The following is a 23,889-nucleotide window of genomic DNA, read 5'->3' as shown; positions in this document are numbered from 1 at the left end:
CGCGGCGCAGCCCCGGGCAGCGGACGCAGAAACCGCGCCTGGACCCCAAGCACACAGGAGACAAAACCATGAGCCCTCTAAACCTGTTGGGCGCCGCCCTCATCAGCGGCGCAGCGCTGGTCGCCAGCCCCGCCGTCCACGGCGCCGACTACCCCACCAAACCCATCACCCTGATCGTCCCCTTTCCCGCCGGATCCGGCACCGACGCCGTGGGCCGCATCTTCGGCGCCGAGCTGGGCAACATCCTGGGCCAGCAGGTCGTGGTGGAAAACAAGCCCGGGGCCAACGCCACCATCGCAGCCAATTACGTGGCGCGCGCCAAGCCGGACGGCTACACGCTGTTCGTCACCACCAACACCTCGCATTCCGCCGCCCCCTGGCTGATGAAGAACGTGCCCTACGATCCGGTCAAGGACTTCACCCCCATCGCCCGCGGCGGCAACCTGCCCTTCATCCTGGTGGTGAACCCCAAGCGGCCGTGGAAAACCGTGGGCGAACTGGTCGCCGACGCGCGCCAGCGGCCCGGCCGCATCACCTATGCCAGCGGCAACAGCACCGGCATCGTCGCCGGCGCCACGCTGGCCAACCGCGCCAAGATCGACATCCTGCACGTGCCCTATAAAGGCACGCCGCAAGGCTTGACCGACGTGGTCGGCGGCCAGGTCGATTTCATGTTCACCGACCTGGCCTCGGGCCTGCCCTTCGTGCAATCGGGCCAGTTGCGCGCGCTGGCCGTATCTACCGCCGAACGCAGCGCGATCGTCCCGGACCTGCCGTCCATGGCCGAATCCGGCGTGCAGGATTTCGACCTCAACTCCTGGAACGGCTACTTCGGCCCCGCCGGCATGCCGCCGGAGATCGTGGCCAAGCTGAATGCCGCGATCAATCAGGTGGTCGCCAAGCCCGACGTGAAAAAACGGTTGGCGGGTCTAGGGTTCGACGCCTTCTCCAGCACGCCGCAAGCTTTCTCCCAGTTCGTCGGCGCGCAGCTGGACCTGTGGGGCAAGCTGATCCGCGACGCAGGGATCGAGCAGCAATGAGCGAGCGGCCGCAATCCGACACTCCCGGCGGCCCGCTGGCGGGCGTGCGCATCCTGGACCTGAGCACAGTGGTGATGGGGCCCTACGCCACCCAGGTCCTGGCTGACCTGGGCGCGGACGTCATCAAGGTCGAACCGCCGGCCGGCGACAACATGCGGGCCGTCGGCCCCATGCGCAACCCCGGCATGGGCCACATCTACCTGCACCTGAACCGCAACAAGCGATCGGTGGTGCTGGACCTGAAGACGCCCGAGGGGCTTGCGGCCTGCCTGAAGCTGGCCGAAAGCTGCGATGCCCTGCTCTACAACATCCGCCCGCAGGCGATGGCCAGGCTGGGCTTGTCCTACGAGGCGGTGGCGGCGCGCAATCCGCGCATCGTCTATCTGGGCGCCTACGGCTATGGCGAGGCCGGCCCCTACGCCGGACGGCCCGCCTACGACGACCTGATCCAGGGCCAGACCGGCATCGCCGCGCTTTCCGCCCAGCAGAGCGGGGACGTGCCGCGCTACGCGCCGCTGACCCTGGCCGACCGCGCGGTCGGCCTGCACGTGGGCGTCGCGCTCGTGTCCGCGGTGTTGCACGCTCGCGGGACGGGACAAGGCCAGCAGGTGGAAATCCCCATGTTCGAAGGCATGGCCCACCTGGTGCTGGGCGATCATCTCGGCGGCGCCACCTTCGAGCCGCCGCTGGGGCCCACCGGCTATGCGCGCCTGCTGGCGCCGCATCGCCGCCCCTACGCCACGGCCGACGGCTACATCAGCCTGCTGATCTATAACGACAAGCACTGGCGCAACTTCTTCGACCTGATCGGCCGGCCCGAATTGTCGCGGGACCCGCGCTTCAGCTCCCACGGCGCGCGCGCCGCCCACATTGGCGAGGTCTATGCCTTTGTCGCCGACATCATCGCCACCCGATGCAGCCAGGACTGGCTGGAAGGCCTGGCGCGGGCGGACATCCCCGCTTCGCCGCTCTACTCCGTGGACGACCTGCTGCAGGACGAGCACCTGGCGGCGACCGGCTTCATCCGGACCATGGATCACCCCAGCGAAGGTCCGATCCGCACCACCGCTCCGCTGGGCAAGTACGAAAGCACCCCCACCTCACTGCGCCGCCCCGCCCCCAGGCTGGGCCAGCACAGCCGCGAAGTGCTGGCCGAGGCCGGCTATGACCATGCCCGCATCGACGCCATGGCGGCCCGCGGCATCACCTTGGATGGAAACGACTGATGGACTTCGAATTCACCCCCGACCAGTTGGCGCTGCGGGACGCCGTGGCCCGCATCTGCGAGCGCTATCCCGACGAATACTGGCTGGAACGCGACCGCGAAGGCGGCTTCCCCGAGCCCCTGCACGCCGACCTGGCGCGCGACGGCTGGCTGGGCATCGCCATGCCGCAGGAATATGGCGGCGCGGGCCTGGGCATGACCGAGGCGGCGCTGATGATGCAGACCATTGCGGCTTCCGGCGCGGGCTTCACCGGCGCCTCGGCCGTCCATATGAACATCTTCGGACTGAATCCGGTGGTGGTCTTCGGCAGCGATGAACAACGCCGCCGCTGGCTGGAGCCCCTGATCGCCGGCCGCGAGAAAGCCTGCTTCGCCGTCACTGAACCCGACGCCGGGCTGGACACCACCAAGCTCAGCACCCGCGCCGTGCGCCAGGGCGACGAATACGTGGTGCACGGCCGCAAGATATGGATCTCGACGGCCCAGGTCGCCCACAAGATGCTGCTGCTGGCGCGCACCACCCCGCTGTCAGACGTGGAAAAGCCCACCCAGGGCCTGTCGCTCTTCTATACGGACCTGGACCGCGGCAAGATAGAAGTCCGCGAAATCGAGAAAATGGGCCGCAAGGCGGTGGACTCGAACATGCTGTTCATCGACGGCCTGCGCATCCCGGTGGCCGACCGCATCGGCGAGGAAGGCCGGGGCTTCGAATACATTCTGCACGGCCTGAACCCCGAGCGCATCCTGATCGCGGCCGAAGCGGTGGGCATCGGCCGGGCCGCGCTGGACCGGGCGGTGAAGTACGCCGGCGAACGCACCGTGTTCGGCCGCCCCATCGGCCAGAACCAGGGCATCCAGCACCCGCTGGCCCAGGCCTGGATGCAATTGGAAGCCGCCGACCTGATGGTGTTCAAGGCCGCCAGCCTGTATGACGCGGGCAAGCCCTGCGGCCCCTACGCCAACTCCGCCAAATACCTGGCGGCGGAAGCCGGCTACAACGCCTGCCAGACTGCGGTCATGACCCTGGGCGGCATGGGCTACGCCAAGGAATACCACGTGGAGCGCCTGCTGCGGGAGAGCTTCATTCCCCGCATTGCGCCGGTCAGCCCGCAGCTGATCATGTGCTTCATCGCGGAAAAAGTGCTGGGGCTGCCCAAGTCGTACTGAGCGGCGCCGTTTGATGGTCGCGCAGGCCTGCCCGTCAGGCCTGCTGCTCCAGCGCGGTGCAGGCCGAGCGCAGGATGCGCGCATAGGCCTCCTGTTGCGGCTCGATCCGATAGATCGGCCCGCCCACCGAAATCGCGTAGTGCTCGCCGGACAGCGTGACCGGCCAGGCGATCGCGCCCACGTCCGCGATGGACTCGCCGCTGTTCATGAACCAGCCGCGCTGGCGCGACAGGTCCAGGTCCGCCAGCAGCGCCTCGCGCGTGACCAGCGTGCGCTCGTTGTGGCGGGTCATGGTCATGCTCGCAAGCATGGTGTCGCGGGCCGGCTCGTCCAGCAGGGACAGCAACGCCTTCCCCAGCGAATTAGCGTGAACGTCTTTGAACTCACCGGCAACCGGCGCGTATCTGATCGTATGGGGCGAATCCAGCACGTCCAGGTACACCACCCGGCCATCCTGGCTCAGCTTGGCGAAAACAATCGTTTCGCGCGTAGCGTCCCTTAATTCCGTGAGACTGGGATAGACCCGGTCCAGCACCGGGTCGGCGCGGGCGATGCGCTGCGCCATGGCCAGCAGCCTGCCGGTCGGGTAATAGCCCTGGCGCCGCCCGGTTTCATACAGATAGCCCAAGCCGGTCAGCGTGCGGATTAGCGCCAGGCAGCTCGACACCGGCACATCCAGCAGCCGGGCCAGCTCCGATAGCGGCAGCGCGCGCTTTTCGCGGGCATAGGTTTCGATGATTTCGATGACTCGCAGCGCCGTCTTGACACTCATTACCCGGTCCGAACTGTTTAGCACGTGAAACATCTGGCTCGCCGGTGGCTAAAGTTCCCTGCGGGCCTGCCGTAATCGTAGCTGAGAATTCCCTGAAAACAGCGCGTTCCTCCGAGACGCCCACATCGCCGTTGGAGTGATCATGGCCGTAACCCCCATAGCCCCTGCATCGTTTGCGCCAGCGCCGGTCGCCCCCGCGCCGCTCGTGCCGGACCCCGCCGTGAGCGTCGTGCCCACGGCCGCCGCAACGAACAGCGGGGCTTCGGACAACGCGACGTCGGATCAGTCCGACTCGCAGAAGCTACCCCTGGACAAGGCTCTGGACGAAATCAACGATCAGATGAAAGCCTGGTCCACGCAGTTGAAGTTCGAAGTCGACCCCAACGTGCATCAAGTCGTGGTCTCTGTGGTAGATGCGGAGTCGGGCGATGTCATCCGCACGATCCCCAGCGAAACATTGCTGAAAATCGCCAAAATGATCGTCAACATGCAAGGAAACGGCATCAAGACCTCTGCCTGATCCGCCCCCGAAATCGGCTCGAATGCCCGTCCGGAGTGAGCCTGGATCCGGAAGCGTCGAATTAGGCCCGCCTTATGCCCTTACCCGGCCAATCGCCGGCACCATATTTTTGACAAAATCGCATCGCTAGGAAGGAATTTCACATGGCTTCTATCACCAACCTCGGCTCGACCACCGGACTTCCTTTGGAAGACATCCTCAAAAAGCTCCAAGCTGTCGAGGAAAAGAAGCTTAGTCTGTACACGGACCGTCAAGCGAGCTATGAAGCTCGCGTAAGCGCCTTTGGCCAAATCCAGAGCGCGGTGGAAGCCGTGCAAAAAACCGCCGAAGCACTAGGCAAGAATTCCGTCTTGAACGCCGTGAAGGCCAACGTATCCGGCAGCGGCTTGACCGCGACCGTGGGCGCCGATGGCGCCACGAAGGGCGAATACTCCATCAAGGTAAACAGGCTGGCCACCGCACACACGCTGCAATCCGGCGTGGTCGCGGACCGGAAAGCGTCCAACGGCGCAACCGGCTCGTTCACGATTGAACTGACCAATGGCGAAAAGCGCACCATCGACCTGAAGAACGACACGTCGCTCAACGGCATCGCCAATGCAATCAATGCTGACGACAAGGTCGGCGTGCGCGCCACCATCATCAATGATGGCAGCGGCGGCAGCTATCTGATGCTGAGCGCCAAGGACACGGGCGAACAGGCGTCAGTGAAGTCGATTACCGTAACCGGCGACCAAAAACTCAAGGACATCCTGAACTACAACAAGGACCCTGCTGATACCAGCCCGAAAATGGCGCAACAGACCGCTCCTGTGGACGCCGAAATAGAAGTCAACGGCATTGTGGTCAAGAGCGGCAGCAACAGCATTTCCAGCGCTATCGATGGCCTGACCTTGAACCTGACGGCAACGACCGAGGCAGGCAAGCCGATCACCTTGAAGCTGGAAAGCGACACAAGCGTCGCAAGCACGGCCGTGCAGGACTTCGTGAATGCGTACAACTCACTGCAAAACACCATTGCCAAGCACACGGCATTCGACGTCAAGGCCGAAACCAATCAGGCGCTGACCGGCGACAGCACGACTCGCGGCATCCAATCCACCATGTCCAACGCACTGCGAATCGCGACCTCGGAAGGGTCGCTGCGCACGCTGGCGGACCTGGGGGTCGCGCTAGACCCGAAGACCGGCACGTTGAAGATCGATCAAAAGCAGCTCGACAAGGCGTTGACCGAAAACCCCGCCGACGTCAAACGCATTATGACCTCGGCCAACGGACTCACCGCACAGTTCACCGCGGCAGCAAAAGGCATGCTGGGTGACAAGGGTTCAATCAAGATCCGTCAAGACGGCTTGACCGAATCGATCAAGGACGTCAAGGATCAGCTCGCACGCGCCAGGTCCAGCAGCGACGCCTCCATGGCGACCATGCGCGCCCAATTCGTTCAATTGGAAAAATTCGTGTCTCAACAGACCGCCACCGCCAATTATCTGACCCAACAGTTCGCGGCCTTGAGCAAGTCCAAGTAACTTATAGAAGATGTATCGATGACTTACGCCGCCCGCCGCCCCACCGGATCCTATTCCGTGCGTTCCTACGCCGAGATCGGCCTGGAAACGCAAATCCTCGGGGCCAGCCCGGAAAGGCTGATCTCCCTGCTCTACATGGGTGCCCGGGCGGCAATCGGGCAGGCGCGCCTGCACCTTCAAGAAGGCAGAACCACTGAACGGGGAGCCGCCATTTCGAAGGCCATCAAGATCGTCGATGAAGGCTTGAAGACCGGGCTGAACATGGAGGCGGGCGGCGAAATTGCCGCAAACCTCGCCCGTCTGTACGACTACATCGTCCGCACGCTGCTCATGGCGAATCTGAAAGCAGACTCGGAAGCGCTCGAAACGGCGGATCGCCTGTTGGCCGATCTGGCCGAGGCCTGGCAAACATCCATTGATCGCCCTGTCGGGGGCGTGCAGCCTTGACGGCATTGCATATGCCCCAGCCAGCCATCGAACGCCCGAGATTTCCATGACGTCCACGACCCAGTACACCTCCCCTATCCTGGAAAACTACCAGGAGATCGCTCTCATCACGGGAGAAATGCTAGCGGCGGCGCAAGCCGGCGACTGGGATGGCGCGATGGTCCATGGACAGCAATATTGCGAGCTGGTGGAACGCCTGCGCCAGATCGAGCATTCCGCGCCGCTGGACGAAGCCGGCCGCGCCATGAAGTACGACCTGCTCGTGCGCATCCTGGAAAACGATGCGCTCACCCGGGACCTGGCGCTTCCGCAACTGGCGCGCCTGGGCGATTTGCTGGGACGCATGAAACGCCAGCAGACCCTGCTGTCCGCCTACGGTTACCAGCAGGCGTCTGAAGAATGAGTGTAGGTCCCGCCGCACTCGGCAATGTCCTGGTGCAGCGGCTGGACGCCGTGCTAGGCACGACGATGTCCGCCGCCAGCGCCAATCAAGTCTCCGGAGCCCGGCCCGACGCGGTCAGCCAGCCAGGCAACCTGGAAAAGCCCGGCGCCTCTGACGGATCGGCGCGCGACCCGCGACAAGGCATACAGACTGGCGGCGCCCGCGGCGACCGCCAGAATACTGTTGTCGACCCCAAGATCGCAGCCGCGCTGGCGCTGGCCGCTCGCGGCTTGGTCACCAGCAGCGACACCACGGCCTCGGCTCCCACGACACTGGGCACGACGGCGCGCGCCATTCTTGCCTTGCTGGCCCAATTTCCCGAGGCCGCGCCGGCAGTCCAGGGACGCGCGCCCCTGTGGGCCACCGATGCGCAGCCGGGCCAACCCGCAGCTGGCGCCGGCCCCATGCCCGCAGCACAAGCGGGCCAGCAACCCGCGCAGACTGGCGCGCAAGCATCCCACCCCATGCCTGGCCAGATGCCGGCGCAGGCCACTGCACAGCAACAAGCCCCGGCCCTCGCCGCCTCTGTCGCGGCAACGCTCGACGGTGACGGCCTGGCGGCCGGCGCGAAACAGGAGCGACCGGCCGGACCGGGCGCAAGCCCCAACGCAAGCAAAGGACCCGAAGCCGCGGCGCATGCAGCCCTGGCCGCTGGCGGACCTTCCGCCCGCGCGCTGGGACAGGCCCTGCGTCAGGCGCTGCAAGGCAGCGGACTGTTTTACGAATCCCACCTGACCGACATGGTCTTCGGCCGGGCCACCCCGGCACAATTGCGCAGCGAGCCGCAGGCCGTGCTCGGCAAGAATCCGCCCACGCAGGATCCTGCGCCCTCTCGGCCACGGGCTGGCGCAGCCCCCAGCGGCCGCCCGGGCGCCGACGCCGCGCCCAGTACGGGCGGCTCCAGTTCGCCCGCCCCCGCCCCCCCGGTCAGCGGCATACACCAGGACCTGACCGTGCTGGTCCGCCAGCAACTGGACGTGCTGGCCAACCAGACGCTGACCTGGCAAGGCGAAGCCTGGCCCGGAACACCCATGGAATGGGAAGTCGAGCGCGACCCCTACGGCGGCGATCCGGAGTCGGCGGTTTCGACCTGGGCCACGCGGCTGAAGCTGGACCTGCCCCGGCTGGGCCTGGTCGATGCCCGGCTGAACCTGGCCGGCGACCAGATCGTCCTGCAACTCATTGCGCCGCACAGCGCAGCCGAGATCAATGACTCCTCGGACGCGCTGCGTTCACGCCTGCTGGCCGCCGGCCTGACCTTGAGCAATCTGTCGGTAAGCGTGGTCGAACCGCGCCCCGAGATCCCCACCGATATCTGATGAGCCGCCTCACCCCTCGTCCGGAATCGGACCCGAACGCCGGCCGCAACGCGGCAGTCGCCATTTCCTACGAAGAAAAGGACGGCGCTCCGCGCGTCATCGCCAAGGGCTACGGCCAGCTCGCGGACACCATCGTTCGCGCCGCCCAGGAAAACGGTCTCTACGTCCACGAGTCGCGCGAGCTGGTCGGCCTGCTGATGCAGGTGGACCTGGATTCACATATTCCTCCCCAACTCTATGTAGCGGTGGCAGAATTGCTGGCCTGGCTCTACCGCCTGGAATCGCGCGAGTTCCCCGAACCCGCTCCGCCCGCCTGACCCTATTACCTGAGGAAGACCAAAGTGTTGGATGCCAGCGATCCGGAGTTCCTGCTGACCCGGCCTGACGAGATGCGTTCGGCCCTGTTCGAGCTGACCCACCCCGACAGCCATATCCTGGTGCGCGACGCCGCGGACCGGGAGATGGCCGTGCTGATCCTCGGCGTGGACAAGCAGGCCGGCGAATTCTTCTGGAGGCCGCGCGATTACGCCGGCGCGGACTTCGAGCAATCCGACTCCATGGGCTTGCTGAGCGGCACCGCCTTCCACTTCCATGCCACCGCCTATGGCGGCGTGCAGATCCGCTTTCGCGTGCAACGGCCCCAGGTCATACATTTCGACGACGGCAGCGCCGCGCTGGTTTCGCCATTCCCGGAACGCCTGGCCCGGATCCAGCGCCGCAAGATGTTCCGCGCCTCCCTGATCGCGGCCGCCAACGTGTGCCGCGCCAGTTGGCAAGCCGCTCCCGCCGACAAGCCCTACACGTTCACGATACGCGACATCTCGGTGGACGGCGTGGGCCTGCGCGCAGACCTGGCGGTCCCCGCCCTGCCGGAACGAGGCACCGTGATGGAAAACGTGCAACTGGATTTCGGCGCCCAGGGCAAGCTCAGCGCCAGCCTGGAAGTGCGCAATGTGTATCCGGTCTCGGGGCAACCCATGAAGCAATCCGCGGATCCTGACGAACCGGCGCCCAGGCACGTTTCGCTCACCGGCGAACCGCCGGTCAGCCACCTCGGAGCTGTCTTCCTGAATCTGGACGCGCGCCAGGAAAACTGGCTGCAGCAGGTGGTCTGGCGCCTGGAAAAGAGCGCCCAGCGCAATTGAGGCCGCGCGGCGGGAAGCATGCGCAGCAAGTTCCCGCCTGATGTCAGCTTGCGCTTCCGGTCAAGCCGCAAGCGCGCCCCGACAACCGGGACTCAGACCGCCATCGAGGAGATTTCCTTGTAGGCCGCAACCAGCTTGTTGCGCACCTGCACCGCCGTCTGGAAGCCGATGCTGGCCTTCTGCATGTCGATCATGACGTCGTTGAGCGAAATATCGGGCGCCCCCAGCTCGAACGCCTTGGCCTGGGCCGTGGCGGCATTCTGGGCGGACGTGACGCGACGGATAGAACGTTGCAGTTCCGCGGCGAAGCCATCCGGCTGGCCGACCATTTCACCCGCGCCGAGGTTACCGGTTTCCGCCTTGCTCACTACCGCGCGCATCTGCTGAAGCATGCTTTCGATGCCGGACAAGCCTGATACAGCCATTACCTGATTCCTTGCTGTTTGGGATTACGCCAATATTGCGCACAGCGTAACCCCGCCCCCGCCGGTTCATAGCCGACAAAAACCGCCAAAAAACCCGACATTTCCGCGAATGCGACCACCCGAATCCCGGGCGGCTGCGGCGACTTTCGCCTTGTCGGGGACATAGGAGATAAGTAACGCCAAAAACCGGCCGTTTTCGACGATTGGGATGGACGTCTCAGGGGCAATAATCCACGCTCTCCCCAGACCAGAAGCACGTTGCATGTGTAATCTGCCCTACCCAGACATGAAGTCCCAGTTCCAGCTCCGCGTGGCCAGCGGGGGCCGCCAATGAACCAGCAGGCCACCCTGAGTTCGTCGCTGTTGACGAAATTCCCCGTGCTGGAGAAGGTGCGCGCGCTGCCCAAGCCCATACTGCTGGGCGGCGCGGCAGCCTTAGTCGCGATCATCGTCGCCGTGGCGATGTGGAGCAGCGAGCCCAAGTACAAGGTGCTGTTCTCAAACCTGGACGACCGCGATGGCGGCGCCATCGTGACGGCGCTGGGGGCGATGAACGTGCCCTACCGCTACAACGAAACGGGCACCGCCGTGCTGGTGCCGGCCGACCGCGTGTACGACGCCCGCCTGCAACTGGCGTCCCAGGGACTGCCTCGCGGCGGCTCGGTTGGCTTCGAACTGATGGACAACGCCCGCTTCGGCGCCAGCCAGTTCACGGAACAGATCAACTATCAGCGCGGTCTTGAAGGCGAGCTGGCGCGTTCCATCGAAGCCATGCACACCGTGCAGCATGCCCGCGTGCACCTGGCCATGCCGCGCCAGTCGCTGTTCGTGCGCGAACGCCAGGCGCCCACCGCCTCGGTGCTGCTGAACATGCATCCCGGCCGCAGCCTGAGCGACGCCCAGGTCTCAGCGATTTCCTGGTTGGTGGCCTCCAGCGTCCCCGAACTCACCGCCGAGAACGTGTCCATCGTCGACCAGAACGGCCGCCTGCTGTCGGCGCCGATGGGCGAAGGCCGCGGCATGGACGCCGACCAGATGCGCTTCGTGCGCGAAATGGAACAGCGCACGGTCGAACGCATTCTCACCATCCTCAATCCGCTGGTCGGTCCGGGCAACGTCCACGCCCAGGCCAGCGCCGACGTCGACTTCGCCCGCCGCGAAGAAACCTCCGAGGTCTACCGCCCGAACCAGGAACCTGGCCAGGCCGCCGTGCGCAGCCAGCAGACCAGCGACTCGACCCAGCGCGGCGTCAATCCCGCGCAAGGCGTGCCCGGCGCGCTATCGAACCAGGCGCCGGCCAATCCGCAGGCCGCCATCGCCAATCCGCAGGCCGCCATCGCCAATCCACCGGCACCCCAGCCGCCCCGCCCAGGCCAGCCGCAGCAGCCCGCCAACGCCCAGCAGCAAACGGGCACGCAGGCCGTCACCGGCAACCTGAACGAGCGCCGCGACGCCACCACCAACTATGAAGTGGACCGCACGATCAGCCACATCAAGCAACCGGTGGGCAACCTCAAGCGCCTGTCGGTGGCCGTGGTCGTCAACTACGTCCGCGACAAGGACGGCGAACTGCAGGCCCTGCCGCCCGAAGAACTGAACAAGCTGACCAATCTGGTGCGCGAAGCCATGGGCTACTCCGAAACCCGCGGCGACTCGCTCAACCTGGTCAACAGCCAGTTCAACGACGGCCCGCCGCCGGTGCCGATGTGGCGCGATCCTGAAATGATCTCGCTGTTCAAGACGATCCTGGCCTGGCTGGTCGGTGGCGTGCTGGCACTGTGGCTGTATCGCGTGCTGCGCCGCACGGTGGGCGACTACCTCTACCCGCCGGTCGATCCGGAACAAGCCGAAGCCGAGCGCATCGAAGCGGCGCGCGAGGCCCAGGACGTGGCCCGCGCCAAGGAAGTGGACCGGTACCAGGACAACCTGGAACGCGCCCGCACGATGGCCACCAAAGATCCGCGCGCCGTTGCGATGGTTCTGCGCACCTGGATGAGCAAAGATGAAAAATGATTCCACTCCGCTGGACGGCATGACGCGCAGCGCCGTCCTGATGATGTCGCTGGGCGAAGACGCCGCGGCCGAGGTCTTCAAGTACCTCGGCGCCCGTGAAGTCCAGCAGGTCGGCGCCGCCATGGCCAGCCTGAAGCAGGTCACGCGCAGCGACGTGGCCGTGGTCCTGGAAGAATTCCGCCAGGAAGCCGACCAGTTCATGGCCGTCACGCTGGGTTCGGACGACTACATCCGCACCGTGCTGACCAAGGCGCTGGGCAGCGACCGCGCCGCCGGCCTGATCGAAGACATCCTGGAAGCCGGCGAAGGCGGCAGCGGCATCGATGCGCTGAACTGGCTGGACCCGAACACCGTGGCCGAGCTGATCGGCGACGAACACCCCCAGATCATCGCGACCATCCTGGTGCACCTGGAGCGCGACCGCGCCGCCGGCGTGCTTGCGCTGCTGACGGACCGCCTGCGCAACGACGTCATGCTGCGCATCGCCACTTTCGGCGGCGTGCAGCCCGCGGCGCTGTCCGAGCTGACCGAAGTCCTGAATTCGGTCCTGGCCGGCCAGGGCGCAAAGCGCAGCAAGATGGGCGGCGTGCGCACCGCGGCCGAAATCCTGAACATGATGAACTCGACCCAGGAAGAAACCGTGGTCGCCAGCCTGCGCGAGCGCGACAACGACCTGGCACAGAAGATCATCGACGAGATGTTCGTCTTCGACAACCTGCTCGACGTCGAGGATCGCGCCATCCAGCTCATCCTCAAGGAAATCGACAACGACACGCTCATGGTCGCGCTCAAGGGTGCACCGGAAGAGCTGCGCGCGAAGTTCCTGCGCAATATGTCCAGCCGCGCCGCCGAAATGCTGCGCGAAGACCTGGACGCGCAAGGCCCGATCCGCATGTCCAAGGTCGAGACCGAACAGAAGAAGATCCTGCAGATCGCCCGCCGCCTGGCCGAGAGCGGCCAGATCGTCCTGGGCAACCAGGGAGACGACACCTATGTCTGAGGTGGACAGCGGCGCCACGACGCTCATCTCGCGCAGCGCCGCCTGGCGGCGCTGGCAGATGCTGTCGTTCGACGAGCCCGCGGTCGTTGAACCGGAACCCGAGCCCGAACCCGATCCGGGCCCGGACCCGGAAGTGGTGATGGCCCAACTGCGTGCCCAGGCGCTTGCGGAAGGCCACGAGGAAGGCCGTGCCCTGGGCCACGCCGCCGGCCTGGAAAGCGGCCTGCAGGCCGGCCACGAAGCCGGCCTCGCCGCCGGCCGCGAGCAAGGCTATGCCGAAGGCCTCATTCAGGCGCGCGAACAAGGCGCCGCCGAAGCGCAGCGCCTGCATGCGCTGGTCGAGGCTTGCGCCGCGTCCCTCGGCTCGCTTGAAGAAAAAATGGGCCAGGGCCTGCTGACCCTGGCTCTGGACATCGCCCAGCAGGTCGTGCGCACCACCCTCGCCGAGCAGCCGGACACCGTGGTCAGCGCCGTGCGCGAAGTCCTGCACATCAATCCCACCGCCGGCGGACAGATGCGTCTGTGGGCCAACCCCGAAGACATCGACCTGATCCGCCTGCACCTGGCGGACGAACTCAAGGAAGGCCATTGGCGCGTCCTGGCCGATGAATCCATTTCGCGTGGCGGCTGCCGCGCCGAAACGCCTTTCGGCGACATCGACGCCACCCTGCAGACGCGCTGGCGCCGCGTCGCGGCCTCGCTGGGCCGCAACGTCTCCTGGGAGGAGCCGGTGTGAGCGCCAATCCGGCCTCCCCCCTGCCCGGCCAGCCGGCTGCGTCCACCGCCGCCGTGCCGGTCATCGACCGCTGGCAGACCCAGCTGCAGATCGGCTCGATCCGCGCCGCCTCGACCGACCCCTGGCTGGTCAGCGGCAAGATCACGCGCGCCACCGGCCTGGTGCTGCACGCGACCGGCCTGCGCCTGCCGGTGGGGGCGGCCGCCCGCATCGAAATCGCCCGCGGCCACGACCACTGGGCGGACGCCGAAGTCGTCGGTTTCGACGGCCACACCCTCTATCTGATGCCGCAGGCCGATATTTCCGGCCTGCCGCCCGGCGCGCGCGTCGTACCTGGCGAGCCACCGGTCCAGCGCCAGATTCCGCTGCCGCGCAAGGCCGAACTGAACGGCAACGCCAAGCCCCAGCTGGGCCGCCACCTGCCGGTGGGCAATGCCCTGCTGGGCCGGGTGCTGGACGGCGCCGGGCGGCCGCTGGACGGACTGGGTCCGCTGACGGGCGCCGAACTCGCGCCCCTGTCGGCCCAGCCGATCAATCCCCTGTCACGCGCGCCCATCGATACGGTGCTGGACACCGGCGTGCGCGCCATCAACGGCCTGCTCACGGTTGGCCGGGGCCAGCGCATGGGCCTGTTCGCAGGCTCCGGCGTCGGTAAAAGCGTGCTGCTGGGCATGATGGCCCGCTACACCAAAGCCGACGTCATCGTCGTCGGGCTGATCGGCGAACGCGGCCGCGAAGTCAAGGAATTCATCGAGCACAACCTCGGGCCCGAGGGCCTGGCGCGCTCGGTCGTGGTGGCCGCGCCGGCCGACGTGTCGGCGCTGCTGCGCCTGCAGGGCGCCGCCTACGCCACGCGGCTGGCCGAACACTTCCGCGACCAGGGCCTGGACGTGCTCCTGATCATGGACTCGCTGACCCGCTACGCCATGGCCCAACGCGAAATCGCGCTGGCCATCGGCGAGCCGCCCGCCACCAAGGGCTATCCGCCCTCGGTCTTCGCCAAGCTGCCGATGCTGGTCGAGCGCGCCGGCATGGGCGCGCCCGGACCTTCCGGCAAGGCCGGCTCGATCACCGCGTTCTACACCGTGCTGGCCGAAGGCGACGACCAACAGGATCCAATCGCCGATTCGGCCCGCGCCATCTTGGACGGCCACGTCGTCCTGTCGCGCCACCTGGCCGAAGCCGGCCACTACCCCGCCATCGACATCGAAGCGTCGATTTCGCGCGCCATGACCTCGCTGATCACGCCCGAGCAGTTCGCCGTGGTTCGCCGCTTCAAGCAAAGCCTGTCGCGCTATCAGCGCAACCGCGACCTGATCGCAGTGGGCGCCTACGCCGCCGGCAACGATCCGCAGTTGGACGATGCCATCGCCCGCTACCCGCGCCTGGAAGCCTTCCTGCAGCAGGACATCGGCGAAAACGTCGGCTATGAAGCCGCCGTGAGCCAGCTGCGCGCCAGTTTCGAATTGAGGAACGCCTATGCCTAGCCAATTGCCCTTGGACATGCTGATCAACCTGGCCAAGGAAAGCACGGACGAAGCGGCGCGCCTGCTCGGCAGGCTCAACGCCGAGCGCACCAATGCCGAGCGCCAATTGTCCATGCTGCACGACTACCGCCAGGATTACCTGGAACGGCTGCAGCAGGCGATGACCAGCGGCATGTCGGCAAGCGACTGCCATAACTACCAGCGCTTCATCAGCACGCTGGACGACGCCATCAGCCAGCAACAAGGCGTATTGCGCCAGGCCGACGACAACCTCGCCAAAGGCCGGCTCTACTGGCAACAGGAAAAACGCAAGCTCAACTCCTACGACGCCCTGGCGCAGCGCGAACTGCGCGCCCAGGCCGTGGTGGAATCCCGCCGCGAACAGCGTGCCAACGACGAATATTCCGCCCGCCTGGTCCAACGCCAGACCGGCATGCATTAAGCGATATCTCACAGGAAGCCCAAGATGAACGCTCCCCTGCCCCTGCCCCTGCCCGCCGTCGCGCCCGCCGCGCCGACCTCGATCGCTGACGCGCTCAGCGCCAAGTCCGTGCCCGTGAACAAAAAGGGCCCCAGCTTTTCGGACGTACTGGCCCGGCAGCGCCCCAACCAGGCCGCCGACTCGCGGCCGGCGAACAATGGCGCCAAGACGTCCGCTGACGGCAAGAATTCCGGCGACCCTGCCGCCCGCGCCGAAGGCGCCGCCGCCAGCGCCATCGACACGGCAGTGCAGACCGCCGCGCAGGCCGAGGCTGGCGCGCTGGCCGTCGCGGCCGCGCAACCCGCCGTGATCCTGCCGCAGCAAGCCCTGGAGATCGCGGCCCAGGCCGCCGAACAGGTGCAGCTCGCGCGCGGCAACGCCGCCGCAGCCGCCGCCGCGATGAGCAGCGGCGCAGCGGTCCTGACCGCCGCGTTGAATGCCGCCGACGTCGCGCCTGCGACACCCGCGACGCAGGCCGCCGGCGCAGCCGCGGCAGCCGCTGGCGCCTTTACCGCCCCGCAGGCCGAGGCAGCCGCCGCGCTCGCCGCCCGCGACGCCGAAATCGCCGTGCCTATCATCACTGCTGCAGCCAAGCCCGGCACTGACGCAGCCCCCGCCGCGCAAGCGCCGGTCCGCGCCCCCGCCGCTGCCGCGCCCGTCAAGGCCGAAACGCCGCGCCTCGCCGCGGAAGCCGCAATGCCGCGCCCCGCGCGCGATGCACGCCCCGAAGCCGGCCACATCGCCATGCCTGAGCAGGCCGATGACGCCGAGGCCCAGGTCCTGGCCAGCACCCAACAACAATTCCAGGCGCCGCAGCATGGCGCCTCCGCCCAGGACCACCTGGCACAGGCGCTTGCCGCCGCCACGCAACGCCCGGCCGCCGCGCCGATTGCAAACCCGGCGGCCATCGCGGCACCCGTCGTACCGGTCGTGCTGCAAGTCGCCACTCCCGTTGGCGGCACGCATTGGGGCACCGAGCTCGGCCAACAGGTCGTCATGATGAGCCACAGCGCGCGCCAAGGCATGCAAACGGCGGAGCTGCGCCTCGATCCCCCCGATCTGGGTCCGCTGCGCGTCAGCCTGAACCTGTCGGACGGCGTGGCCAGCGCTTCTTTCGTGTCGGCCCACGCCTCGGTGCGCCAGGCCATTGAAACCGCCATCCCGCAACTGCAGCAGGCGCTGGCCCAGGCCGGCATCTCGCTGGGCCAGACCAGCGTGGGCGAACAGGCCGCCCAACAGGAATTCGCGCAACACGGCGGCAACGGTTCGCAACGCCATGCTGGCGGCGGCCAGGCTGGCGCCGACAGCGTGGCCGAAGCGCCCGTCGCGGTGACGGCTCCGCGCAACGCCAATGCGCTGGTGGACACCTTCGCCTGACAAAGAAGCGCATCGCCTCTGGCCGCGCCTGCGGGCGCTGCAGCAATAGCTTGAGATACGCGGCTTTCGCCCTGTTTTTCGCCTCCAAGCGGAGGCGGCATTTGGGGCAGAATGCTTTCATCCACTAAGAACCCGTTTTCATCAGCGGCAAAATACGCATCGACTCCGAGATGGCGACTTCCAAACCTTCACCCATGCCTGCGCGCGGCGCGCCTTCTTCCCGCTCCGGCGGCATGGGCCGTATTCTTCGCCCCTTGCTGGCAATCCTGGTCCTGCTCATCGTTGCCGCGGCCAGCGCCGGGGCAACCTGGTTCATCACCCAACGCATGCAGCCGCAAAACAGCGCAACCGTGCAGCTCGGCGTCGGCCAGGTCCCGGCCGGTCAACCAGGTCAACCCGGCCAGCCCGGCCAGCCCGGACAAGCTGCGCAGGGCCCCCAGGCGACCCCGGCCACTTTCGTCGCGCCTCCTGCCAACCCGGTAGCCGTGCCCGCGCCGATCTTCGTGCCGATCGAGCCCTTCACCGTCACGCTGCAGAATCCCGACACCGAGCGCATCATGCACGTGGGCCTGACGCTGCGCGTCAGCGACGAGCAGACCCGCACGCGCCTCGAAAAGTACATGCCTGAAGTGCGCAGCCGCATCCTGATGGTCCTGTCGTCGCAATCGCCCACCGGCGTGCAGACGCAGCAAGGCAAGACCGACATGGCCAACGCCATCAAGCAGGCCGTGAACCGCCCCTTCTCGCCCCTGCCGGACGGCCAGTACGTCACCGACGTGCTGTACACGGCGTTCGTGGTGCAATAAGCATGGCCTACGAGGCATTTCTTTCGCAGGACGAGGTCGATGCGCTGTTGGCGGGCGTCACCGGCGAAAGCGACAGCAAAGCTAGCGCGACCGACCAGAACGCCGGCGCCCGCGCCTACGACCTCAGCTCGCCCGAGCGCGTCGTGCGCCGCCGCATGCAGACGCTGGAGCTCATCAACGAGCGTTTCGCGCGCCAGATGCGCCATGTGCTGCTGAACTTCATGCGCCGCAGCGCCGACATCACGGTGGGCTCGATCAAGATCCTGAAGTACGCGGATTTCGAGCGCAACCTGCCGGTGCCGAGCAATCTGAACATGATTCAGATGAAGCCCCTGCGCGGCACGGCGCTCTTTACCTATGACCCGAACCTGGTGTTCCTGGTCATCGACAGCCTGTTCGGCGGCGATGGCCGCTACCACACGCGCGTCGAAGGCCGCGACTTCACCACGACCGAACAGCGCATCATCCGGCGCCTGCTCAACCTGACCCTGGAAAGCTACGGCAAGTCCTGGGACCCCGTCTATCCAATCGAATTCGAGTACGTGCGCTCGGAGATGCACACCAAGTTCGCCAGTATCACCGGCAACAACGAAGTGGTGGTCGTCACCTCCTTCCACATCGAATTCGGCGCGACCGGCGGCGACCTGAACATCTGCCTGCCCTACTCCATGATCGAGCCGGTGCGCGATCTGCTGACGCGCCCGCTGCAGGAAACCACGCTCGAAGAAGTGGACCAGCGCTGGGCGCAACAGCTATCGCGCCAGGTGCGCAGCGCCGACATCGACGTAGTTGCGGAATTTGCCCGCATTCCCTCTTCGATCCGCGAACTGATGCGCCTGAAGGTAGGCGACATCCTGCCCGTGACCGTGCCCGAAACCATAGTCGCCAGCGTCGACGGCGTGCCGCTGATGGAATGCGGCTACGGCGTCTTCAACGGCCAGTACGCCCTGCGCGTACAGAACATGTTTACCCACGATACAGAATCCAACGAGGCCTCTGACCATGACTGACAAGAACGAGCCCGGTACCGGCTCGTCCCCGGCCGACGACTGGGCCGACGCGCTCGCCGAACAATCCCGCGCCAACCCGCCGACCCAAGCCGACGGCCTGAAGCCCCAGGACGACTGGGCCGCCGCCATGGCCGAGCAGACCAGCGCGGCGGCACCCGCTGCCGCGCCGGCGCCCGCTGCGGCGGCGCCTGCCGCTCCCGCCGCATCTGCCCCGCAAGCCGCCGCCCAACCCGCCGCGCAATCCGTGTTCAAGCCCCTGGCCGGCACGACTGGCGGCGCCGGCGCGGATATCGACCTGATCATGGACGTACCTGTCCAACTGACGGTCGAACTGGGCCGCACCCGCCTGACCATCAAGAACCTGCTCCAGCTGGGCCAGGGCTCCGTGGTCGAGCTGGACGGCCTGGCGGGCGAACCGATGGACATCTTCGTCAACGGCTACCTGATCGCCCAGGGCGAAGTCGTGGTCGTGGAAGACAAGTACGGCATCCGCCTGACCGACATCATTACGCCTTCCGAGCGGATCAACCGCTTGAACAACCGCCGCTGACCCTGGCGCCATGGACGAATCCGCTCTCCTGCGCGTCATTGTCGGCCTGATCCTGGTCGTGGCCGCCATCCTGGTTTCGGCCTGGTTGGCGCGCCGCGCCGGGCTGACGCCGCGCGGCGGCGGCAACCTGCTGCGGCAGGTGGCAAGCCTGCCGGTCGGTCCGCGCCAGAGCATCGTGGTGGTCGAAGTCGACAACACCTGGCTGGTGGTGGGCGTCGGCCCGAACCAGCTCAACACCCTGCATACCCTGCCCGCCGGCCAGTTGCCGGAGGCTTCGACCCTGCCCGCCGCCGCCTTCGCGGCCAAGCTGGGCCAGGCGCTCAAGCGCCGCTAGCGCGGCCGCGCCCTCCAAGCGACACCCATGAGTTTGCCCACAAGCACGACACCCGTCCGCGCCCGCTCCGGCGCGCTGCCCCTGCTCGGCGCCGCCGCGCTGCTGGGACTGGCCCTGTTCCCCGCGGGTGTCGTCGCGCAGGCCACCTTGCCCGCGCTGACCGCCACACCCGGCCCCAACGGCTCCGAAACCTATTCGCTCAGCATGCAGACCCTGCTGCTGATGACGTCGCTGTCGTTCCTGCCTGCCGCGCTGCTGATGATGACGGGTTTCACCCGCATCATCATCGTGCTGGGCCTGCTGCGCAGCGCCATGGGAACGGCCATGTCGCCGCCCAACCATGTGCTGATCGGCCTCGCGCTGTTCCTGACCTTCTATACGATGTCGCCGGTGTTCGACAAGATCTACACCGACGCCTACAAGCCGCTGTCCGAGGGCTCGATCCAGTTCGAAGCTGCCGTCGAACGCGCCGCCGCGCCGCTGCGCACCTTCATGCTGCACCAGACGCGCGAAAATGATCTGTCCCTGTTCGCCAACCTGGCCAAGCAGCCCGCCCTGGAAGACCCCTCGCAGGTGCCGCTGCGCATCCTGGTGCCCGCCTTCATCACCAGCGAACTGAAAACCGCATTCCAGATCGGCTTCACCATCTTCATTCCCTTTCTCATCATCGACCTGGTCATCGCCAGCGTGCTGATGGCCTTGGGCATGATGATGGTGCCGCCGGTGACGGTGGCCCTGCCCTTCAAGCTGATGCTTTTCGTGCTGGCCGACGGCTGGAACCTGCTCATGGGCTCGCTCGCCCAGAGCTTCTATCAATAACTCCTGGAGGAGAATCGCCATGACCGCCGAAACCGTCATGACCATGACCTACCAGGCGATGAAGATCGTGCTGGCGATGGCCGGGCCGCTGCTGCTCGTGACGCTGGTGGTGGGTCTGGTCATCAGCATCTTCCAGGCTGCCACGCAGATCAACGAAATGACGCTGTCGTTCATTCCGAAGCTGCTGGCCATGTGCGGCGTGCTGGTGTTGCTGGGCCCCTGGCTCATCGGCGTCATGGTCGACTACATCCGGCAACTGATCGGCCAGATCCCCATGCTGGTGTCCTGAGCGGCAGCCGCCGCCGGGCACCCGACCTCCCTCATGATCGCCTTCACGCTCGAGCAGCTCAACGGCTGGATCGGCCAGTTTCTCTGGCCGTTCGTGCGCATTCTGGCGCTCGTGGGCACCGCCCCCCTGTTCTCCGAATCGCTCATTCCGATCAAGGTCAAGGTGGGGCTGTCTTTCATCCTCGCCGTCGCGATCAGCCCCGCGCTGGATCCCGTTCCACCCATCGCGCCCGGCTCGTTTACCGGGCTGTGGATGGTCATGCAGCAAGTGCTGATCGGCATCTCGCTGGGCTTCACGATGCGGCTGGTGTTCGCCGCCGTGCAAACCGCCGGCGAATTCGTGGGCCTGCAGATGGGCTTGTCCTTCGCCTCGTTCTTCGACCCGGCCTCCGGCGCCAATACCGCGGTGCTGTCGCGCATGTTCAACATCATTGCGATGCTGACTTTTCTGGCCTTGGACGGCCATCTGCTGGTCCTGGCCGCGCTGGTTCGCTCCTTTGACACCTTGCCCGTCGCCATGATCCAGCTGCACCAGAACGGTTTTGGCGTCGTGGTGGAATGGGGCAAGACCATCTTCATATCCGGCCTGCTGCTGGCGCTGCCGTTGATCTGCGCACTGCTGACCATCAACCTGGCCATGGGTATCCTGAACCGCGCCGCGCAACAGCTGTCCGTGTTCTCCATCGGCTTTCCGGTGACACTCATTATCGGCGTCACGATTCTGACCGTCGTGTTGCCGCATGCCGGGCCGTTCCTGGAGTCGCTGTTCGAATCGGGCCTCACTGCGATGAGCCGCGTCGCCGACGCGCTGGCCGGCAAGTAGAAGCCCTGATTACCCCCCCGGCGTCAAGGCGGCGCCTGGCGCCGCCTCGTCAACCTTACTGTTGCCCGACCAGACGGAACACGCGGATCGTTTCGCGCAGCGCGCCGGACTGATTACCCAGCTGCATGACGGCGCCGCCCAGGTCCTGCACCAGCGCGGTGTTCTGCACGGTCATCACGTCCATCTGCGACACCGCCGTATCGACCTGCTCGATACCGCTGGACTGCTCCTGGGAAGCCTGCGAAATCTCGCCGATGATGTCAGTGACGCGGTGCACGGCGGCGACGATGTCCTCCATCGTCGCGCCCGCCTGCTCGGCCTGCTGGGAGCCTTCCGTCACGCGTTCCACCGAATCCTCGATCAAGCCCTTGATCTCCTTGGCCGCCTGGGCGCTCTTCTGCGCCAGGCTGCGGACTTCGCCTGCGACCACCGCGAAGCCCTTGCCGGACTCCCCGGCCCGCGCCGCTTCGACCGCGGCATTCAGCGCCAGAATATTGGTCTGGAACGCGATGCCTTCGATGATGCTGACGATGTCCGCAATCTTGCGCGAGCTGTCGGAAATGCCATGCATGGTGCTCACCACCTGCCCGACCGCCACGCCGCCCTTGCGCGCCACTTCCATGCTGCTGGCCGCAAGCTGGTTGGCCTGGCGCGCATTGTCGGCGTTCTGCCGCACGGTGGAGGTCAGTTGCTCCATGCTGGCGGCGGTCTGCTGCAAGGACGCAGCCTGCCCCTCGGTACGGCCCGCCAGTTCCTGGTTGCCGCGCGCGATATGCGCCGCGGCATGGGTCGTGCCTTCGATGCCGCGATACACGTCCTGCGCGATCCCGATCAGGCTCTTGCGCATCACTTCGAGCGAGAACTTCAGGCTCCCGACTTCGTCATCGGAATCCGCCACGATCTGCGTGGTCAGGTTACCCGCGGCAACCTGGCGCGCCATATTGGCCGCATCGACCATCGGATCCAGCAGCGACCGGGACAAACGCCAGCCCATGCCGAAAATGGCGACCACGCCCAGTGCGATGGCTGCGCAGCCGACGCTCGCGCCCAGGGTGCTCAGTTCCGCCCAATTGGCCCGCAAGCCGTAGACGCCCGCGCCAGCCATGATTCCGGACGACAGCAGCGCGTGGCGCAGCATGCGGCTGCGGACGTTGTGCCGGAACGGAAATGCCAGCACATCCACGCCGCGGCGCCAGCCTGCACGCACGGGACGTCCGCGCAGGATGCGCACGCCCCTGGCCGTACCCTCGCGGATGCGCGCATACAGGTCCTCGGCCATTTCGATCTGCTCGTCGGACGGGCGCACCCGAACGGACGAATACGCCACGACCTCGCCGTTCTCGACGATGGGCGTCGCATTGGCCAGCACCCAGTAGTAGCCGCCGTCCTTGCGCCGGTTCTTCACCAGCCCCAGCCACGATTCTCCGGCCTGCAGGGTTTCCCACAGGTCTTCGTAGGCCTCGGGCGGCATGTCGGGATGGCGCACGATGTTGTGCGGCTTGCCGATGAGTTCTTCACGGGAAAAGCCGCTGACTTCGACAAAGGCCGGATTCGCATAGACGATCCGGCCCTTGGTATCCGTGCGCGAGATCAGGTACTGATCCTCGCGCAGCTTGGTTTCTACATTGTGGATGGGTAGGTTGACGCGCACAGCTTGCCTCCGGGTGCTTCATTTCGAGCAGCGAATGAATATCGGCGAGCAAACCGGATCTGACGCCCCGCTTAGACGTGTTCCCCCGCCAGATTCGTCAGGCTCCGGGGTAGCTTGTCCCCTGGCACTTTCGAACACTGTTCACCGCCCTTTTCAGGCGTTATTGTTGTTAACGGCCATATTTTCGAAAACTTAACGTGCGCATGATTTCTGCGCACGCCAAACCGCAAGGCACATGGACCGCGGCCGCGCATCAGCGCGGCCGCGGTCCTCTTGCAGATTTCAGCAGGCAGACCTCATGACTGCGTCAGCGTCGGCGCTCCGTAACCGCCCGACAACTGGTGCGCGGGGACTTCGATCACTTCGCCCGCGTTGATCTTGAACACGGCAACTGCCTCGGACAAGCGCTGCGCCTGCTCCTGCAGCGAACCTGCCGCCGCGGCCGCCTCTTCCACCAGCGCCGCGTTCTGCTGCGTCACCTCG

26 protein-coding genes and 1 pseudogene are annotated in these 23,889 nt (G+C 66.3%); 23 read left to right on the top strand and 4 right to left on the bottom strand.

Features of this window, described 5'->3' with window-relative positions; genetic code table 11:
* The first annotated feature begins 68 nt into the window (after positions 1-68).
* From BRO63_RS12760 to BRO63_RS12750, 3 genes are read left to right on the top strand one after another with little or no spacing between them, the layout of a single operon-like run.
* A complete protein-coding gene (locus BRO63_RS12760) occupies positions 69-1,040 on the top strand; it encodes a Bug family tripartite tricarboxylate transporter substrate binding protein (protein WP_088140155.1) in 972 nt (323 codons plus the stop codon).
* A complete protein-coding gene (locus tag BRO63_RS12755; protein ID WP_088140154.1) occupies positions 1,037-2,266 on the top strand; it encodes a CaiB/BaiF CoA transferase family protein in 1,230 nt (409 codons plus the stop codon). Before BRO63_RS12760 ends, BRO63_RS12755 begins: the two co-directional genes overlap by 4 nt.
* A complete protein-coding gene (locus tag BRO63_RS12750; protein WP_088140153.1) occupies positions 2,266-3,432 on the top strand; it encodes an acyl-CoA dehydrogenase family protein in 1,167 nt (388 codons plus the stop codon). Before BRO63_RS12755 ends, BRO63_RS12750 begins: the two co-directional genes overlap by 1 nt.
* Before the next feature lie 34 nt (positions 3,433-3,466).
* Here the strand turns inward: BRO63_RS12750 and BRO63_RS12745 are convergent, their stop codons facing one another.
* Complete coding sequence (locus tag BRO63_RS12745) at positions 3,467-4,204, bottom strand: IclR family transcriptional regulator (RefSeq protein WP_088140152.1); 738 nt, start codon at positions 4,202-4,204, stop codon at positions 3,467-3,469.
* Between the two features lie 142 nt (positions 4,205-4,346).
* Between BRO63_RS12745 and BRO63_RS12740 the strand changes: the two genes are divergently transcribed.
* The 7 genes from BRO63_RS12740 (at position 4,347) to BRO63_RS12710 (ending at position 9,606) form a co-directional block, all read left to right on the top strand.
* Positions 4,347-4,724 (top strand): flagellar protein FlaG, encoded by a 378-nt coding sequence (locus tag BRO63_RS12740; RefSeq protein WP_088140151.1) that lies wholly within the window; start codon positions 4,347-4,349, stop codon positions 4,722-4,724.
* A gap of 143 nt (positions 4,725-4,867) precedes the next feature.
* A complete protein-coding gene (gene fliD / locus BRO63_RS12735; protein WP_088140150.1) occupies positions 4,868-6,253 on the top strand; it encodes a flagellar filament capping protein FliD in 1,386 nt (461 codons plus the stop codon).
* A gap of 18 nt (positions 6,254-6,271) precedes the next feature.
* Positions 6,272-6,700, top strand: a complete 429-nt coding sequence (gene fliS, locus BRO63_RS12730) for a flagellar export chaperone FliS (protein WP_088140149.1) — start codon at positions 6,272-6,274, stop codon at positions 6,698-6,700.
* 46 nt (positions 6,701-6,746) lie between these two features.
* Positions 6,747-7,103 carry a flagellar protein FliT gene (locus BRO63_RS12725; protein ID WP_088140148.1) on the top strand — a complete coding sequence of 119 codons (357 nt, stop codon included), beginning with the start codon at positions 6,747-6,749 and terminating at the stop codon, positions 7,101-7,103.
* Positions 7,100-8,461: a flagellar hook-length control protein FliK gene (fliK, locus tag BRO63_RS12720; protein WP_088140147.1), complete on the top strand. Its 1,362-nt coding sequence runs from the start codon at positions 7,100-7,102 to the stop codon at positions 8,459-8,461. The genes BRO63_RS12725 and fliK overlap by 4 nt, the downstream gene beginning before the upstream one ends.
* Positions 8,461-8,778, top strand: a complete 318-nt coding sequence (locus tag BRO63_RS12715) for an EscU/YscU/HrcU family type III secretion system export apparatus switch protein (protein WP_088140146.1) — start codon at positions 8,461-8,463, stop codon at positions 8,776-8,778. The genes fliK and BRO63_RS12715 overlap by 1 nt, the downstream gene beginning before the upstream one ends.
* A 24-nt stretch (positions 8,779-8,802) precedes the next feature.
* Entirely contained in the window at positions 8,803-9,606 is an 804-nt protein-coding gene (locus BRO63_RS12710; protein WP_088140145.1) for a flagellar brake protein, read from the top strand.
* 92 nt (positions 9,607-9,698) lie between these two features.
* Here BRO63_RS12710 and fliE read toward each other — a convergent pair whose 3' ends face one another.
* Positions 9,699-10,031, bottom strand: coding sequence for a flagellar hook-basal body complex protein FliE (fliE, locus tag BRO63_RS12705; protein WP_088140144.1), 333 nt, complete (start codon positions 10,029-10,031; stop codon positions 9,699-9,701).
* A gap of 330 nt (positions 10,032-10,361) precedes the next feature.
* Between fliE and fliF the strand changes: the two genes are divergently transcribed.
* The 13 genes from fliF (at position 10,362) to fliR (ending at position 21,755) form a co-directional block, all read left to right on the top strand.
* A complete protein-coding gene (fliF, locus tag BRO63_RS12700; protein WP_088140143.1) occupies positions 10,362-12,044 on the top strand; it encodes a flagellar basal-body MS-ring/collar protein FliF in 1,683 nt (560 codons plus the stop codon).
* Positions 12,034-13,044, top strand: coding sequence for a flagellar motor switch protein FliG (gene fliG, locus BRO63_RS12695; protein WP_054456694.1), 1,011 nt, complete (start codon positions 12,034-12,036; stop codon positions 13,042-13,044). Before fliF ends, fliG begins: the two co-directional genes overlap by 11 nt.
* Positions 13,037-13,780 (top strand): flagellar assembly protein FliH, encoded by a 744-nt coding sequence (gene fliH, locus BRO63_RS12690; protein ID WP_088140142.1) that lies wholly within the window; start codon positions 13,037-13,039, stop codon positions 13,778-13,780. The genes fliG and fliH overlap by 8 nt, the downstream gene beginning before the upstream one ends.
* Complete coding sequence (gene fliI, locus BRO63_RS12685) at positions 13,777-15,267, top strand: flagellar protein export ATPase FliI (protein WP_088140141.1); 1,491 nt, start codon at positions 13,777-13,779, stop codon at positions 15,265-15,267. Before fliH ends, fliI begins: the two co-directional genes overlap by 4 nt.
* On the top strand, positions 15,260-15,709 hold the full coding sequence (fliJ, locus tag BRO63_RS12680; RefSeq protein ID WP_088140140.1) for a flagellar export protein FliJ: 450 nt from the start codon (positions 15,260-15,262) through the stop codon (positions 15,707-15,709). Before fliI ends, fliJ begins: the two co-directional genes overlap by 8 nt.
* Before the next feature lie 24 nt (positions 15,710-15,733).
* Positions 15,734-17,125 (top strand): flagellar hook-length control protein FliK, encoded by a 1,392-nt coding sequence (locus BRO63_RS12675; protein WP_088140139.1) that lies wholly within the window; start codon positions 15,734-15,736, stop codon positions 17,123-17,125.
* 170 nt (positions 17,126-17,295) lie between these two features.
* Complete coding sequence (gene fliL / locus BRO63_RS12670; protein ID WP_088140138.1) at positions 17,296-17,931, top strand: flagellar basal body-associated protein FliL; 636 nt, start codon at positions 17,296-17,298, stop codon at positions 17,929-17,931.
* 2 nt (positions 17,932-17,933) lie between these two features.
* Positions 17,934-18,941 (top strand): flagellar motor switch protein FliM, encoded by a 1,008-nt coding sequence (fliM, locus tag BRO63_RS12665; RefSeq protein WP_088140137.1) that lies wholly within the window; start codon positions 17,934-17,936, stop codon positions 18,939-18,941.
* Positions 18,934-19,491 carry a flagellar motor switch protein FliN gene (gene fliN / locus BRO63_RS12660; protein ID WP_088140136.1) on the top strand — a complete coding sequence of 186 codons (558 nt, stop codon included), beginning with the start codon at positions 18,934-18,936 and terminating at the stop codon, positions 19,489-19,491. Before fliM ends, fliN begins: the two co-directional genes overlap by 8 nt.
* Before the next feature lie 10 nt (positions 19,492-19,501).
* Positions 19,502-19,825 carry a flagellar biosynthetic protein FliO gene (gene fliO / locus BRO63_RS12655; RefSeq protein WP_088140135.1) on the top strand — a complete coding sequence of 108 codons (324 nt, stop codon included), beginning with the start codon at positions 19,502-19,504 and terminating at the stop codon, positions 19,823-19,825.
* 27 nt (positions 19,826-19,852) lie between these two features.
* A complete protein-coding gene (fliP, locus tag BRO63_RS12650; RefSeq protein WP_173149434.1) occupies positions 19,853-20,644 on the top strand; it encodes a flagellar type III secretion system pore protein FliP in 792 nt (263 codons plus the stop codon).
* Positions 20,645-20,663: 19 nt separating this feature from the next.
* Entirely contained in the window at positions 20,664-20,933 is a 270-nt protein-coding gene (gene fliQ / locus BRO63_RS12645; protein ID WP_008163193.1) for a flagellar biosynthesis protein FliQ, read from the top strand.
* A gap of 33 nt (positions 20,934-20,966) precedes the next feature.
* Complete coding sequence (gene fliR, locus BRO63_RS12640; protein WP_088140134.1) at positions 20,967-21,755, top strand: flagellar biosynthetic protein FliR; 789 nt, start codon at positions 20,967-20,969, stop codon at positions 21,753-21,755.
* A 55-nt stretch (positions 21,756-21,810) separates the two neighbouring features.
* Here the strand turns inward: fliR and BRO63_RS12635 are convergent, their stop codons facing one another.
* Both BRO63_RS12635 and BRO63_RS12630 read right to left on the bottom strand, forming a co-directional pair.
* Positions 21,811-23,406: a methyl-accepting chemotaxis protein gene (locus BRO63_RS12635; protein WP_088140133.1), complete on the bottom strand. Its 1,596-nt coding sequence runs from the start codon at positions 23,404-23,406 to the stop codon at positions 21,811-21,813.
* Between the two features lie 296 nt (positions 23,407-23,702).
* A pseudogene (locus BRO63_RS12630) lies at positions 23,703-23,889 on the bottom strand (methyl-accepting chemotaxis protein); the annotation flags it as partial.

Source organism: Achromobacter xylosoxidans (genome assembly GCF_002192695.1).
In the GTDB taxonomy this organism is placed as follows: Bacteria; Pseudomonadota; Gammaproteobacteria; order Burkholderiales; family Burkholderiaceae_B; genus Achromobacter; species Achromobacter xylosoxidans_C.
This window is presented reverse-complemented; position numbering and strand designations above follow the sequence as displayed.

What these genes read in the sequence shown, in the direction of transcription:
- BRO63_RS12760 (WP_088140155.1), top strand. Translation starts at nt 69, where the DNA reads ATGAGCCCTCTAAACCTGTTGGGCGCCGCCCTCATCAGCGGCGCAGCG.
- BRO63_RS12755 (WP_088140154.1), top strand. Translation starts at nt 1,037, where the DNA reads ATGAGCGAGCGGCCGCAATCCGACACTCCCGGCGGCCCGCTGGCGGGC.
- BRO63_RS12750 (WP_088140153.1), top strand. Translation starts at nt 2,266, where the DNA reads ATGGACTTCGAATTCACCCCCGACCAGTTGGCGCTGCGGGACGCCGTG.
- BRO63_RS12745 (WP_088140152.1), bottom strand. Translation starts at nt 4,204, where the DNA reads ATGAGTGTCAAGACGGCGCTGCGAGTCATCGAAATCATCGAAACCTAT.
- BRO63_RS12740 (WP_088140151.1), top strand. Translation starts at nt 4,347, where the DNA reads ATGGCCGTAACCCCCATAGCCCCTGCATCGTTTGCGCCAGCGCCGGTC.
- fliD (WP_088140150.1), top strand. Translation starts at nt 4,868, where the DNA reads ATGGCTTCTATCACCAACCTCGGCTCGACCACCGGACTTCCTTTGGAA.
- fliS (WP_088140149.1), top strand. Translation starts at nt 6,272, where the DNA reads ATGACTTACGCCGCCCGCCGCCCCACCGGATCCTATTCCGTGCGTTCC.
- BRO63_RS12725 (WP_088140148.1), top strand. Translation starts at nt 6,747, where the DNA reads ATGACGTCCACGACCCAGTACACCTCCCCTATCCTGGAAAACTACCAG.
- fliK (WP_088140147.1), top strand. Translation starts at nt 7,100, where the DNA reads ATGAGTGTAGGTCCCGCCGCACTCGGCAATGTCCTGGTGCAGCGGCTG.
- BRO63_RS12715 (WP_088140146.1), top strand. Translation starts at nt 8,461, where the DNA reads ATGAGCCGCCTCACCCCTCGTCCGGAATCGGACCCGAACGCCGGCCGC.
- fliE (WP_088140144.1), bottom strand. Translation starts at nt 10,031, where the DNA reads ATGGCTGTATCAGGCTTGTCCGGCATCGAAAGCATGCTTCAGCAGATG.
- fliF (WP_088140143.1), top strand. Translation starts at nt 10,362, where the DNA reads ATGAACCAGCAGGCCACCCTGAGTTCGTCGCTGTTGACGAAATTCCCC.
- fliG (WP_054456694.1), top strand. Translation starts at nt 12,034, where the DNA reads ATGAAAAATGATTCCACTCCGCTGGACGGCATGACGCGCAGCGCCGTC.
- fliH (WP_088140142.1), top strand. Translation starts at nt 13,037, where the DNA reads ATGTCTGAGGTGGACAGCGGCGCCACGACGCTCATCTCGCGCAGCGCC.
- fliJ (WP_088140140.1), top strand. Translation starts at nt 15,260, where the DNA reads ATGCCTAGCCAATTGCCCTTGGACATGCTGATCAACCTGGCCAAGGAA.
- BRO63_RS12675 (WP_088140139.1), top strand. Translation starts at nt 15,734, where the DNA reads ATGAACGCTCCCCTGCCCCTGCCCCTGCCCGCCGTCGCGCCCGCCGCG.
- fliL (WP_088140138.1), top strand. Translation starts at nt 17,296, where the DNA reads ATGGCGACTTCCAAACCTTCACCCATGCCTGCGCGCGGCGCGCCTTCT.
- fliM (WP_088140137.1), top strand. Translation starts at nt 17,934, where the DNA reads ATGGCCTACGAGGCATTTCTTTCGCAGGACGAGGTCGATGCGCTGTTG.
- fliN (WP_088140136.1), top strand. Translation starts at nt 18,934, where the DNA reads ATGACTGACAAGAACGAGCCCGGTACCGGCTCGTCCCCGGCCGACGAC.
- fliO (WP_088140135.1), top strand. Translation starts at nt 19,502, where the DNA reads ATGGACGAATCCGCTCTCCTGCGCGTCATTGTCGGCCTGATCCTGGTC.
- fliP (WP_173149434.1), top strand. Translation starts at nt 19,853, where the DNA reads ATGAGTTTGCCCACAAGCACGACACCCGTCCGCGCCCGCTCCGGCGCG.
- fliQ (WP_008163193.1), top strand. Translation starts at nt 20,664, where the DNA reads ATGACCGCCGAAACCGTCATGACCATGACCTACCAGGCGATGAAGATC.
- fliR (WP_088140134.1), top strand. Translation starts at nt 20,967, where the DNA reads ATGATCGCCTTCACGCTCGAGCAGCTCAACGGCTGGATCGGCCAGTTT.